The sequence below is a fragment of the Frankia sp. AgB1.9 genome, from assembly GCF_016786355.1.
Classification (GTDB): Bacteria; Actinomycetota; Actinomycetes; order Frankiales; family Frankiaceae; genus Pseudofrankia.
In genome coordinates this window covers 1-12,910 of the sequence record NZ_JADWYX010000118.1, presented here as the reverse complement: position 1 = coordinate 12,910, position 12,910 = coordinate 1, and the positions used below count along the sequence as shown (strand labels likewise).

At 70.8% G+C, this 12,910-nt stretch carries 13 protein-coding genes and 3 pseudogenes; 7 read left to right on the top strand and 9 right to left on the bottom strand.

Going from position 1 to position 12,910, the window contains the following annotated elements; translation table 11 throughout:
• Positions 1–25 precede the first annotated feature (25 nt).
• Positions 26–910: a ZIP family metal transporter gene (locus I6A60_RS33110; protein WP_203019648.1), complete on the bottom strand. Its 885-nt coding sequence runs from the start codon at positions 908–910 to the stop codon at positions 26–28.
• A 628-nt stretch (positions 911–1,538) separates the two neighbouring features.
• Here I6A60_RS33110 and I6A60_RS33105 point away from each other — a divergent pair.
• Complete coding sequence (locus I6A60_RS33105) at positions 1,539–2,318, top strand: hypothetical protein (protein WP_203019708.1); 780 nt, start codon at positions 1,539–1,541, stop codon at positions 2,316–2,318.
• Positions 2,319–3,031: 713 nt separating this feature from the next.
• On the opposite strand, the gene I6A60_RS33100 is transcribed toward I6A60_RS33105, so the two are convergent.
• From I6A60_RS33100 to I6A60_RS33085, 4 genes are read right to left on the bottom strand one after another with little or no spacing between them, the layout of a single operon-like run.
• Positions 3,032–4,261 carry an MFS transporter gene (locus I6A60_RS33100; RefSeq protein ID WP_203042633.1) on the bottom strand — a complete coding sequence of 410 codons (1,230 nt, stop codon included), beginning with the start codon at positions 4,259–4,261 and terminating at the stop codon, positions 3,032–3,034.
• A complete protein-coding gene (crcB, locus tag I6A60_RS33095; RefSeq protein WP_203019638.1) occupies positions 4,258–4,632 on the bottom strand; it encodes a fluoride efflux transporter CrcB in 375 nt (124 codons plus the stop codon). Before crcB ends, I6A60_RS33100 begins: the two co-directional genes overlap by 4 nt.
• Positions 4,629–4,973, bottom strand: a complete 345-nt coding sequence (locus I6A60_RS33090; protein WP_203019636.1) for a DUF190 domain-containing protein — start codon at positions 4,971–4,973, stop codon at positions 4,629–4,631. Before I6A60_RS33090 ends, crcB begins: the two co-directional genes overlap by 4 nt.
• Positions 4,970–5,455, bottom strand: coding sequence for a CrcB family protein (locus tag I6A60_RS33085; RefSeq protein WP_307873983.1), 486 nt, complete (start codon positions 5,453–5,455; stop codon positions 4,970–4,972). Before I6A60_RS33085 ends, I6A60_RS33090 begins: the two co-directional genes overlap by 4 nt.
• A 457-nt stretch (positions 5,456–5,912) precedes the next feature.
• Here I6A60_RS33085 and nhaA point away from each other — a divergent pair, with 457 nt between their 5' ends.
• Entirely contained in the window at positions 5,913–7,211 is a 1,299-nt protein-coding gene (gene nhaA, locus I6A60_RS33080; RefSeq protein ID WP_203019705.1) for a Na+/H+ antiporter NhaA, read from the top strand.
• A gap of 115 nt (positions 7,212–7,326) precedes the next feature.
• Here nhaA and I6A60_RS44265 read toward each other — a convergent pair.
• The 4 genes and pseudogenes from I6A60_RS44265 to I6A60_RS33055 form a co-directional block, all read right to left on the bottom strand.
• A pseudogene (locus I6A60_RS44265) lies at positions 7,327–7,762 on the bottom strand (divalent metal cation transporter); the annotation flags it as partial.
• Positions 7,763–7,803: 41 nt separating this feature from the next.
• On the bottom strand, positions 7,804–8,121 hold the full coding sequence (locus I6A60_RS33070; RefSeq protein ID WP_203019634.1) for a helix-turn-helix transcriptional regulator: 318 nt from the start codon (positions 8,119–8,121) through the stop codon (positions 7,804–7,806).
• Positions 8,122–8,332: 211 nt separating this feature from the next.
• Positions 8,333–9,541 (bottom strand): annotated as a pseudogene (locus I6A60_RS43025) (HAD-IC family P-type ATPase); the annotation flags it as partial.
• Entirely contained in the window at positions 9,540–9,965 is a 426-nt protein-coding gene (locus I6A60_RS33055; RefSeq protein WP_203019628.1) for a metalloregulator ArsR/SmtB family transcription factor, read from the bottom strand. The gene I6A60_RS33055 and the pseudogene I6A60_RS43025, both read right to left, overlap by 2 nt.
• A gap of 99 nt (positions 9,966–10,064) precedes the next feature.
• On the opposite strand from I6A60_RS33055, the gene I6A60_RS33050 reads away from it, so the two are divergent.
• The 5 genes and pseudogenes from I6A60_RS33050 to I6A60_RS33030 form a co-directional block, all read left to right on the top strand.
• The gene (locus I6A60_RS33050) at positions 10,065–10,595 is read left to right on the top strand and encodes an ArsI/CadI family heavy metal resistance metalloenzyme (RefSeq protein WP_203019626.1); all 531 of its coding nucleotides are present in this window, start codon (positions 10,065–10,067) and stop codon (positions 10,593–10,595) included.
• A gap of 10 nt (positions 10,596–10,605) precedes the next feature.
• The gene (locus I6A60_RS33045) at positions 10,606–11,412 is read left to right on the top strand and encodes an aquaporin (protein WP_203019618.1); all 807 of its coding nucleotides are present in this window, start codon (positions 10,606–10,608) and stop codon (positions 11,410–11,412) included.
• The gene (locus I6A60_RS43185) at positions 11,409–12,101 is read left to right on the top strand and encodes an arsenate reductase ArsC (RefSeq protein ID WP_203019616.1); all 693 of its coding nucleotides are present in this window, start codon (positions 11,409–11,411) and stop codon (positions 12,099–12,101) included. Before I6A60_RS33045 ends, I6A60_RS43185 begins: the two co-directional genes overlap by 4 nt.
• A 69-nt stretch (positions 12,102–12,170) precedes the next feature.
• Positions 12,171–12,578, top strand: coding sequence for an arsenate reductase ArsC (locus I6A60_RS33035; RefSeq protein WP_203055781.1), 408 nt, complete (start codon positions 12,171–12,173; stop codon positions 12,576–12,578).
• Between the two features lie 108 nt (positions 12,579–12,686).
• Positions 12,687–12,910 (top strand): annotated as a pseudogene (locus I6A60_RS33030) (CoA-disulfide reductase); the annotation flags it as partial.

Below are 12,910 nucleotides of genomic sequence, written 5' to 3'. Positions count from 1 at the left end.
CACCCGAGACGCGGGGAGCTGGTGGTCAGGCGCCGCCCGCGGTGACGACGGCGTCGGTGAGGAACCCGGCGGCGAGCCCGGCGAGGATCCCGACGTAGAGCAGATCACGGCGACCCGCACGCGAAGCCACCGCGATGAGCTGGACTACGACGTAAAGGATGGAACCTGCGGCGAGCGAAAGAAAGATCACGCTCAGCGCGTCGCTGGTGAACTGCCGACCGATGGCGGTGCCCACAACTGTGGGACCGCCGCCGATGAGCCCGCCAAGCAGGAGGAAGCTCCAGCTGGGCCGGTCAGCCTCGGATGCGAGCGGCGCGACGATCCCGAATCCCTCGGTCGCGTTGTGCAGCGCAAAGCCGATCACGAGCAGGGTGGCCAACGCGATCTCACCGCGGCCGGCGCTCCCGCCGATGGCCAGCCCCTCGCCGAAGTTGTGCAGACCGATACCTACGGCGATGGTCAACGCCAGCCGACGCGCAGGAGAGGTCCCCGGCTGGACGGGCGGGTTGAGGGAGGTGAGTTCCTCGGCGGCCATGGCACCGGGTCCGAAACGGCGCGTCTGCGGGCCCGCGTCGGCGGGTCGCGGCCGGTCGGAGCGGCCTGCGAGCGCGCGTTCGTAGGCAAGCAGGCCCAGCAGCCCGACGGAAAGACCGCCGAGGAACAACGCCCCGTAGCCGAAGACCGGGCCGAGTCCACCGCTGTGGTCGTGCACCTTGCCCAGCGCGGTGTCGATGGGCTCCCAAGCATGGGCAAGCACGTCCCACACGAGGAAGATCAGAATACCGACCGCGGTCGCGTTGAGGAGCTGGCGCACGCCAGGCATCGGACGACGCAGCCGGCCCAGCGGAAGCCCCAGCAGGATCGTCACGCCCGCGACGAACCCCAGGATCAGTGTCCGCGTCTCGCTCACATGGGCCCCCTACCGTCCGATCCCCGACACGGCCAGAGCTTAGGTAAACCTCAGCTTCCGAGGCAAGCAGGGGGTCGGAGGTGCACTTCGTCCGGGGCGCCGAGCGTTCGTCCTGCTGCCGGACGTTGGGCCCCTCATCTTGCGCCGGTCCCGCGAATCGCTCGGAGCCTGTCTCCAGAGGTGCTCTCGTCACTTGGCGTGCCGGGCCCAGGGCGGAGCGCGCATCGTCACTGACCTCGCCGTCGTTGGATCGAGGTGATTGCAGCCCTCCGCTCCCCGCGGCGAAACGCCCGTCGACTCGATTTGATTGCGATTCGTGTTACTTCGGGCCTTGGCGTTCGCCTCTCCACCATGGCCACCGGCGCACATTGGCCACGAGAGCGGCCTGCCCCTGTAGTTGACGACTCGCATCGCGCACACAGCCGGCCGCCTGTAGCGTGCCCCTGGCGCGAGTCGCGGTACTCACGCTCCGCTGGCGAGACACAAAGCACGGCCGACAGCATCCTTCACATAGGTCGGGTAGAGGTAAAAGGTGGCAAGCTCACAAGTCTTTACCGAACTCGGGATCACGGATCGCGGCAGAAGCGCCGCGAAGAAGCTACCGGAGATCACGCTGGCCTTCTGGGTCATGAAGGTTGCCGCAACCACTCTAGGTGAGACAGCAGGTGATCTGTTCGCACAAACCTTCAGGATCGGATATTTTCTAACGACCGCCGCGCTGTTCTCGGCCTTCCTCGCCACCCTCGTTTCTCAGCTGCGTTCCAGGCGTTACCATCCGCTCTTCTACTGGACGGTCATTCTGTCGACCAGCATGGTCGGCACCACGATCTCCGATTTCATGAATCGCGACGCCGGCGCGAAGTATCTGCCTAGCGGAGCGCGCTCGCTGGGCTGGGGACCGCAGGGGCTGGGCCTGGGATACCCCGCCGGAGCGCTGATCCTCATGTCGCTGCTGGCGGCCATCTTCGCCATCTGGAAGGTGACCGGACTCACGTTCGCGATCCGCGACATCGATACCTTCCGAGGCGAGGCGCTCTTCTGGTCCGCTATTCTTGTGTCGAATACACTCGGCACCTCGATGGGTGATTTTCTGTCCGACGAATCCGGGTTCGGCTATGCCGACAGCGCCCTGCTGATCATCAGCCTCCTCGGTCTTCTTCTTGCGTTGAGATATGTTCCCGCAGTGTCAAACGTGATGTTGTTCTGGGTTGCTTTTGTCCTCACCCGTCCGCTCGGTGCCACGGCGGGGGATTTCCTGACCAAACCCACCGAGAAGGGCGGCCTTGACCTAGGCACCCTTCGCGCGTCGGTGGTCCTGCTCGCAGTCCTGTTCGGTTTCGTCGGGCACGCCCAAATGCGAGAGCGGCGGCGCGCGGTCCTCGGCGCCAAGACGGCCGCGCTTCCGTAGCGGGCCACGCTTGTTCGCGGAACATGCGGGGCACCCCGGCGGTCGGCCGGTGCCACCGCGCCGCCTGGACCATCGCGTGCGTGCCGGGGTCGTTGTCAGACACTGCGCGGCTGGCGGATGGTGAGCCAGGGCCAGCACCGACCCGAGTGACTCGCGACGACTGGTCACCATTCAAGCGGTTCGCTCTCGGCCATCAAACCGGTCGCGGCTTGCATGGGGCGCCGCACCCGGCAGCGGGGCTCTGACACGCGACGGCGAGCAGCCCAGCGCAACGGCCAGACGAAGATCGACAAACATCGATCGACGAAGCCCGCCCCGCGCGTACGCCGCATGTCGGCCCGCTGGTGGCCCGCTGGGTCGACTGCCCATATGGCCCGCCGGGGCTGACAGCATGGCGGGGGCGTGCCGTAGGTGCAGGGCCGGCAGCGCCCCCCTCCTGGGCGTACCGAGGCGGCGCCGGGCCGCGTCAGATCCCGGGCCCGACCGTTCTGCCTCGCTCCTTCGGACCCGCCGGCCGGGCCAGGTTCGAGACCGCGGTCAGGGGACCTGCCGGCCTGTCGGCCAGGGCCACATGACAGGTACGCCACCTGGCCCACAGCCATCGACGTACCCCTATGCGACACGAACACGGCCGACCTCGGCGGCGGCGACGACCGAAGCCCCTGGAACCGCGCTGGCGTGCCGTCGGCAGGAGGCCGCGACCGGCTTGCCGGTCACGGGCGGATGCGCCGGCTCGCGGCCAGGAGGACCAACGCGGTGGCCTGCACAGCGGCGGTGACCACGATAAGGGTGGGAATGGACAGGTCGTAGAGGGCGCCGGCCAGCGCTCCGCCGGCGGCGGTGGTCGCGCCGACCACACCGGCGAAGATGCCGTAGGCGCTGGCACGGCGGGCGGGTGGGACGAGGTCGGCAACGGTGGCGCGCAGGGTGGATTCCTGCACGCCCGTGACCGCTCCCCAGACCAGCGCGCCGGCGACGACCAACGTCGCGGTGTTGGTGAACGCGAGCGCGGGCACGGTCGCGGCCAGCGGAGGCAGCGCCGCGAGCACCCCAGGGCTGTAGCGGTCATAGGCCCAGCCGGTCACGAGCGCGGCCAGCGCGTCGACCCCCATCGCGGCGGCGTAGACGACGGGCACCGCGGCCACCGGCAGCAGCCCGCGGTTCACGGCGTGAAACGACAGGACCCCGAACGTGGCCAGCCCGGTGGTCGTCGCGGCCGTGAAGGCCGCATAGACCCAGAAGGCGCGTGGAAGCGGGGTGCGGGCGACGGTGGCCGGGTCCGGGTCTGTGCGGGGGGCGGGCACGGCCGCCGGCTCGTAGCCGGCGGGGTCGGGCACGCGGGCCCGCAGCCAGACCAGCAGCGCCAGGGCACCCAGGCCGGGTACGGCCAAAAGGGCGAGCGCCGGCCCGTAGCCGGCGCCGGTGGCGAGCACACCGGCGACGAGCAGCGGTCCGGCCACCGCGCCGACCTGGTCAAGCGCCTCGTGGACGGCGAACCCACGGCCCCGGCCGGTCGCGGCGGTCGCATGCGAGAGCAGCGCGTCCTTGGCCGGGCTGCGGACCGCCTTACCGACCCGCTCGGCGACCACCAGCACGCAAGCCGCCCACAACACCCCAGCCACCCCGAGCAGCGGCACGGCGGCGACGGTCAGCGCATACCCCGCGATCGTCCACGCCCAGAACCGGCCGGTCCGCTCAGCCAACGCCCCAGAAACCAGCCGGGGCAGCAACGCCGCGGCCTCACCCACCCCGGTAACGACACCGACCACGACCGCGGACGCGCCAAGCGAGGCCAGCAACGGCCCAGTGACCGACCGGGCACCCTCATAGACAAAGTCGGCGAGCAGGCTGACCACACCGAAGACGAGCACGAACCGCCACGGCCGCAGCCGCCCAGCCGCCGCGGTGGGCGCGGTCTGCGTGTCCCGCACCGGCCGGGTCATCCCCACACCGCCCGCGCCACGGCCACGCCGAGGACGGCGGCGCCGAACGCGGCCAGCACACTGCCGAGCGCGTTGGCGGCGGCGAGCAGCCAGGAGCCGTCCTCGGCCAGCCGCAACGTCTCGTAGGAGAACGTCGAGTAGGTGCTCAACGCCCCGCACAGCCCGGTCCCGACCAGCAGCGCCAGCCGCGAGGACGCCGCCCCCGCCGTCACCGCGCCGGTGAGCAGGCCGAGGACCAGACTGGCCGCGACGTTCACCGTGAACGTGCCCCAGGGAAAGACCGTGTCGTGGCGGGCCTGCACCGCCCGGTCGGTCAGATAGCGCAGCGGCGCGCCGACCGCCGCCCCGACGATCACCAGCAGCCAGCTCACCTGACCGCCTGGCGGCCGACGTAGCGGATCACCTCGACCTCGTCGAGGATGACCAGTCCCTCGGTCACGAGCTCGTCGAGTTGCGGCAGGAAACCGCGGATACGCGGTTCGTCGTCGACGATGACGACCGCGACCGGCAGGTCCTGGCTCAGCGACAACAACCGGGTGGTGTGCACGATCGACGACGCGCCGAACCCCTCCACCCCGTGAAAGACGCTCGCGCCGGCGAGCCCGGCACGGTGGGCCCGGTGCACGATCTCGCTGGTCAGCGGCCGGTGGTGCCACTGGTCGCCTTCCCCGATGAACACCGTCAGCCGCAGCGCCCGACCCGTCAGCCTCATCCAGCCCGCCTCACGATCAGCCGGCGGGTCGCCACCGCCGACGCCCACACCGCACCCAACGCCAGCGCCACCGTCAGCGCCAGGTATCCCAAAGCCAGGCCGGGCCGCCCGCCGTCGACCAGCCGTTCCGCATCGACCGCGTACGTGGAGAAGGTGGTGAACCCGCCCAGCGCACCGGTACCGAGGAACGGCCGGGCCAGCGGATGGACCACCCGCTCCTCTGCGATCACCACCATGAGCAGCCCGATCGCCGCACATCCCACCGCGTTGACAGCCAGCGTGGTCCACGGGAACGCACCAGCCGGACTCGGCCAGGCCAGCGACGCGCCATAACGGGCGCACGCGCCGATCACCCCGCCGGCCGCGATCACCGCCAGGAGCAGCATCGGCCTGCGGTGCAGTTCCCGACGCTGCGCCGGAACATGCAGATCCACATCCGGATCCGCGGGCTTCACAGCCTGCGGCGAAGAGGCACCGTCCACACCTACCTCCCTACCTGCGCGGCACCCGGGCAGCCGGGCACGACCTGGCACAAGTAGGGACTGTTGGCGGCACCTCGGCGCAACGTCGACCGAGTACCGCGGTTCGGGTACGGCGAGCCCCACCGCCGCGCGGCGGCCCACGGCCACCGACGTTCGTCAAGATACCGCGTCCGCCACCCGCGCTGCCGCAAACGCCCCGCACAAGACTCCCGCAACCACGCGGCGAACCTGAGACGGCGGTCGGTCGTCACCGTCAACCGCACCTTGGGGTGGGGAAGGCGCAGCCTCGTGGCGGAGGTCTCGCCGCGCCTGGCGTCCCGGCCTCGGCGACCAGGGTGGCCCGCGCGTCCGCCTTGATTCGCTACCGTGAGGGCACGGTGTGCCGGGAAGTCTGGTCGGCAGCGTCTTAGCTGACCCCTTGACCAGGAGCGCCGCCGTGAGCCAGACCCCGCCCCCCATGTTCGCCCGCAGGTCCTGGCCCGAGACCCGCCGGATCGCGGCCATCCTGCGCAAAGAGACCATCGGGGGCGCTCTGCTGCTCGCCGCGACGGTCGTCGCGCTCGGCTGGGCGAACTCGCCGTGGTCACAGTCCTACCGGTCGATGCAGTCCTACCAGCTCGGCCCACCCTGGCTACACCTGCATCTGCCCCTCGCCCAGTGGGCAGCAGACGGCCTGCTGGCAATCTTCTTCTTCGTCGCCGGGCTGGAACTCAAACGCGAGTTCGTCGCCGGTGACCTGCGCGACCCGCGGCGCGCCGCGGTCCCCGTCATCGCCGCGGCCGGCGGCGTCGCCATCCCCGCCGTCCTCTACACGCTGATCAACCTCGGCGGAGACGCCTCCCGGGGATGGGCGATCCCGACCGCCACCGACATCGCCTTCGCACTGGCCGTGCTCGCGGTCATCGGCCGCCACCTGCCGTCGGCGCTACGGACCTTCCTGCTCACCCTCGCAGTGGTCGACGACCTGCTCGCCATCGCCATCATCGCCATCTTCTACACCCACCACCTGGCGATCCTCCCAGCACTGGGCGCCCTGATACCGCTCGCGCTATTCACCCTGCTCGTGCAACACCGGGTGCGGTCGGGGTGGCTGCTGCTCCCCCCGGCCGCCGCCACCTGGATGCTGATCCACGCCTCCGGCATCCACGCCACCGTCGCCGGCGTACTCCTCGGCCTCGCCGTACCCGTACAACGCAGCGAACGGGCCGGCGGCCCGGACGCAGGCCCCGGGCTCGCCGAACACTTCGAACACCGCTGGCGACCCATCTCCACCGGGATAGCCGTGCCGATCTTCGCGCTGTTCTCCGCCGGCGTCGCCATAGGCGGCGTCGACGGCCTCGTCAGTGCCCTCGGTGACCGGGCCGCCGTCGGCGTCATGGTCGGCCTCGTCGTCGGCAAACCGCTCGGGATCATGGCCGCCAGCTACCTGGTCGCCCGCTTCACCCGCGCCACCCTCGCCGACGGACTGGTCTGGATCGACATCCTCGGGATTGCGGTCCTCGCCGGCATCGGCTTCACCGTCTCCCTCCTCGTCGGCGAGCTGGCCTTCGGCACCACCAGCGAACGCGACAACCACACCAAGATCGCCATCCTGGCCGGCTCGCTGCTCGCCGCCCTGCTGGCCACCGTCACGCTGCGCCTGCGTAACCGCGCCTACCGGCGGATTCACCACGCAGAGACCGTCGACAACGACCACGACACCGTCCCAGACTGGAGCGATCCCGGTCTCGTGGACGGTCGACGTGAGGTCCACTAACTACCAGGAAGGGGCGGGCGGCCGGCCGTCCAACGGTCAGGGCGCGGTCCGCTGGCCGGCGGAACGCGGCTATGCCCTCAGACGACCACGATCGTGCGGCCTCGTGGCTGACCGGGAACTCGGTGACGATCGCGAGCACGTTCAGCACTAGCAGGTCAGCCAGCGCGAAACGGCCCCAGCGACAACCGAACCGCTCGAAGATCAGCCGGGCGTGGCCCGCGCCCGTCACCGCACCGAGACGCGCGACCATCTCCTGGTTGACGAACAGCACTGGCGCCAGCAGCACCACCAGCCACAGCAACCGGAAGCCGTGGTCCTGTCCGGCCTGCGCGTACAACGACAGGCCACCGGCGTCGTTGTCGGCGACCATCACGATCACCCCGAGCCCCATCACCGCGGCGAACGTCGCCAGCCGGCGCCGCAGCGACGTCCGCGGGCCGGTGTCGAGCACCGTGACGGTGCCCCACGCCTCCTCGATGTCACCGCGGTGCGCACGATCCAGCAGCGACCGGCGCTCCGCCGGGAGCCGAAGGATCCGTAGGCGATCGCATCGTCCGATCCGCGGCGATCCGCAGCCGAACGGGTCATCCCGCTACGGCTGAGACGCCGCGCCACGCAGCCGGCCAGCCGGCGACGCCCGCGAGGTCACGCGTCGGATCGCGTGCGCCAGCAGGGCGGCCACGTCGTCGTCCGCAGGCGCGTACACGCGGCGGCGCCCCAGTCGTTCGGCCCGCACGAGACCGTGTTCCCGGAGTTGATGGGGGTGGCCGGACTGCTCGAACCCCAGCTCCTCGACGAGCTCACCCACCGAACGCTGCCCGCCCATCAGGCACCCCAGGATCTGCACCCGGCTCGGCGTCGACAACGCGAACATCACGTCCGCGATCTGGCCCGCCACACCCTCGTCCACCCGCACGCCGCCGGCACAGGCCGCGAGTCGGGAGCGACTGTCGACACCACACCAGCCTAGGCCACACCACACCTGCCGATCATCCCCAAGACCCGATCGTGCACGTCGTCGTCGGGCGCCACCCCACAGCGGAAGGACCGGTGTCAGGTGGTGTCGGACCGGTGCAAGGCGGCGCGGTCCGCACAGGGGCGGCCTTGCGGGTGGCGCCGGCTCACCGGCCGTTCGCGGTCGGGGCGGCGGCGTGCTTCCAGGCGGCGGCGCGTAGCAGGCGCAGGCCGTTGAGGCCGACGATGACCGTGGAACCCTCGTGCCCGAGCACGCCGAATGGCAGCGAGAGGTGTCCGGCGAGATCCCAGATGACCAGTGCGGAGATGAACACCAAAGCGGTGATCAGGTTCTGCACCATCAGCGTGCGGGCCCAGCGCGACAGCCTCACCACCGCGGGAATGGTGGCGAGCTCGTCGCGAACGAGGACGGCGTCGGCGGTCTCCAACGCGAGGTCCGAACCAGCGCGGCCCAGGGCGATCCCGACGTGGGCGGCGGCCAGCGCGGGCGCGTCGTTCACGCCGTCGCCGGTCACGAGGACCTTGCGCCCGGCCTCCTGCGGTTCCTGGACGGCGGTGGCCTTGCCCTGCAGGAGACCGGCGCGGACATCGCAGATGCCGACCTCGGCTGCAAGCCGTGAGGAGGCACGCGGATTGTCGCCGGTCATCAGCATCGGCGTGGCGCCCGTCAGCGCGGTGAGGCGATGACGGTGCTGGCCGCATCGGGGCGCAGGCGATGCCCAGCGCACCGACCGGGACACCGTCGCGCGCGACGAGCACCGCGTCCCCCATCTTCTAGCGCCTGCGTGATGGCGAGGGCCTGCGCCGATACGGCGCCGGTGGCGGCGTGAAGCGGCCGGGGCGCAGCTCCCACCGCGACCACGGCGCCGTCCACGGTCGCGGTGACCCCGAGGCCGGGGGCGGAGCTGAAGTTCTGGGCGACCGGCAGCTTTAGGCCGCGCTCGCGTGCCGCGCCGACGACCGCGCGGGCCAGCGGGTGCTCGCTGGGGTGTTCGGCCGAGGCCGCCAGGATCAGTAGCGCGTCGCGGGAGAGGGTGGAGCCGGTTAGGGGGGCGGATGTCCGTGACGCGAGGTGTGCCCTCGGTCACGGTGCCGGTCTTGTCCAGCGCGACGGCGTCGACCTGGCCTAGGCGCTCCATGACCACGGCGGACTTGACCAGCACGCCGTGGCGTCCGGCGTTGGCGACCGCGGACAACAGCAGCGGCATCGTGGCCAGCACGACCGCACACGGCGAGGCAACGATCATGAAGGTCATCGCTCGTAGGAGGCAGCTGGTCACGGCGGCACCGAAGGTCAGCGGTATCAGGAAGACCGTAAGGGTGGCGAAGACCATGCCCATCGAGTAACGCTGGTCAGGCGACCTCGATGGCACCCATCGTGGGGGTGAGCATCGCGGCGAGGGCCGCCATGGCGGCGGGTACGGGGCGGTAGTAGGCCCAGACGCCGCGTTTGTCGCGGCTGATCAGGCCGGCGTCGACGAGGACCTTCAGGTGGTGGCTGACCGTTGGCTGGGTCAGGCCGAGGGGTTCGGTGAGCTCGCAGACGCACGCCTCCCCACCATCCCGGGCGTAGATCATCGACAGGAGCCGCAGCCTGGCCGGGACAGCGATCGCCTTCAGGACACCGGCGAGCTGCTCGGCGTCGACGGCGGACAGCGGAGCGTGTGCCAGGGGCGTGCAGCACGACGACAAGGTGCCCGCAAGGCCAGGACTCGGGGCCGAGGTGGCATCGAGGGTGGGTGCCGCCATCGCTGCCGGTGGGGTTGTCGTCCTCGCCATGGCTCTAGCATGCCCCAGGTATTGACAGGCGTCTATCTCATCGGTCATCGTCTGCTCATCGGATATAGACACATGTCGATACGATGGTGGAGGTGCGGGATGGCGAGAGTACAGCTGGCGTTGAACGTCTCGGACGTGGACGCGGCGGTGGAGTTCTACGGGAAGCTGTTCGGCGTCGAGCCGGCGAAGCGCCGTCCGGGGTACGCGAACTTCGCGATCGACAGCCCGCCGCTGAAGCTGGTGCTGATCGAGAACCCGGACGCGCGCGGTGCCGGGGTCGCCGGGGCGCTCAACCATCTGGGTGTCGAGGTCGAGTCCGCTGAGCAGGTGTCCGCGGCCACCGCGCGGCTCGCCGGGGCGGGGCTGGCGACGGCCGTCGAGGAGAACACGACCTGTTGCTATGCGCTGCAGGACAAGGTGTGGGTCGATGACCCGGACGGCGCGCCGTGGGAGGTCTACACCGTCCTGGCCGACAGCGACTCCGCGCGCCCGGGGTCGACCGGGTCGGCCGCCGATCGGCTCGACAGCCAGGAGCAGGGCGCGGGCTGCTGCGCGCCGGCCGCCGTCGTGCCGGCGGGGGCGGTAGACCTGCTCGCAGCGCAGCCGGTCTCGGCCGGCCACTGCTGCTGAGTACCGGCAGATGACGGATCACACTGGTGGCCCGCCGCCGCTGGTGCGGCGGGTGGCCGCCGAGGCACTGGGCAGCCTGCTGCTCGCGGCGCTGGTCGTCGGTTCCGGGATCGCGGCGCAGCAGCTGAGCCCCGGCGAGGTCGGCCTGCAGCTGGTCGAGAACGCCGCGGCGACCGCCGCCGGCCTCTACGCGATCATCCTGATGGTCGGGCCCGTGTCGGGAGCGCACTTCAACCCGGTCGTGACGCTGGTTGATGCGACGTTCGGCGGGCTGTCGTGGCGGGACGCCGCGGCCTACCTGCCCGCCCAGGTCGCCGGCTGCGTCGGCGGCGCCGTGCTGGCGAACCTGATGTTCGCGGGCTCGGCGGTGTCGATCTCGACGCATCACCGGGCGTCGGGCGCGCACCTGCTCGCCGAGGTCGTCGCGACCGCCGGCCTGATCCTGCTGATCTTCTCGCTCGTCCGGTCGGGGAGCGGGGAGCGGGCACCGGCCGCGGTCGGCGCCTATATCGGGGCCGCCTACTGGTTCACCAGCTCGACCAGCTTCGCCAATCCGGCGATCAGCGTCGGGCGGATGTTCTCCGACACGTTCGCCGGCATCGCCCCCGCCTCCGTCCCGCCGTTCATTGCCGCGCAGTTGGTGGGAGGCGCGGTGGGCTACGGCCTGGTCCGCCTGTTCTACCCGTCCACTCCCGCCGGACCGGGACAGGCCGCGGACGTACTGCTGCCGCATTCAGCCACGGACACCACGGATACCACGGGCGCCGCGCTGGCCAACGGCACCGCTCCCACCCAGCTTTCGCGAGGTGCGTCATGAGTAGTTCCGACAGCGTCGCCGGCCTGGCTGGCTTACCGAACGTCGACCCGGCGACCCTGCGCGCGCTGACCGCAACCAGCCGCCGGATCGCATACGACTACGCCACCACGTTCAAGGCGGCCGAGGTTGGCGCGGTGCTTGCCGACTCCTACCGGCTGCTGGCCCGCACCGCCCGGGTCACGGTGTTCCTACCGAACCTCGCCGAGCGGCTGACCCGGGAGCGGTTGGAGGCGCTCGCGGCGACCCGAGGGCTGATCCCGAAGCGGGTGCCCGAGGTGCTGTTCGTCTGCGTCCACAACGCCGGCCGCTCCCAGATGGCCGCCGCGTTGACCCGCCACTACGCCGACGGCGCCCTGCACATCCGCACCGGCGGCTCCGATCCCGGCTCCCAGATCCACCCCGAGGTCATCGCGACGATGAAGAACATCGGCCTGTCGTTGGACGAGGAGTTCCCCAAGCCGCTCACCGACGACATCCTCGCCGCCGCCGACGTCGTGATCACGATGGGCTGCGGCGACCGCTGCCCCTACATGCCCGGCAAACGCTACGAGGACTGGCCCATCGACGACCCCGCGACCGCCACGGTAGACCAGGTCGCCGCGATCCGCGACGACATCGACCGCCGGGTACGGACCCTTGTCGAAAGCCTCCTGCCCGACCAGGACCTTCCCTCGCCCCGCACCTCCTGACGTCACCCCCGTCACCCAGCCGCCTGTGGCTGGGCCGGCGGACCTCCTCGCCCACGAAGGGACTTGTCCGTGTCCGACAAGCCGTCGGTCTTGTTCGTCTGCGTCCACAACGCGGGCCGCTCCCAGATGGCGGCCGGTTTCCTTACCCACCTTGCCGGTGGCCAGGTCGAGGTCCGTTCCGCCGGGTCGATGCCCGCCGAGAAGGTCAACGCGGTCGCCGTCGCGGCGATGGCCGAGCTCGGCATCGACATCGCCGCCGAGATACCGAAGATCCTCACCATCGACGCGGTCGAGTCCTCGACCGTGGTCGTCACGATGGGTTGCGGCGATGCCTGCCCGGTCTTCCCAGGGGTCCGCTACGAGGACTGGAAGCTCGACGACCCCGCCGGCCAGGGCCTGGATGCTGTCCGCCCGATCCGCGACGCGATCCGCACCCGCGTCGAGAAGCTGATTGGCGAGCTCCTGCCCGCCGCCTGATCGTCAGGCCCGCTCGTCGCCCCACGTCGCGCGGCCTGCCCGGATCGACCCGGCCGGCCGCCGTCGGGGCTCCCCACTTTCGCTCACCCCTGGAAGGGGCTGTTTGTCGTGCACCTTGTCGCGATCGGTGGCAGCGACGCCGGGATCTCGGCCGCGCTGCGCGCCCGCGAGCTCGACCCGTCGGTCGACGTGACGGTGGTCGTCGCGGACGCCTACCCGAACTTCTCTATCTGCGGCATTCCCTACTACGTCTCCGGCGAGGTCACCCACTGGTCGCACCTCGCGCACCGCACCCACGCCGACCTGGAAGCCACCGGCATGGCCCTGCGGCT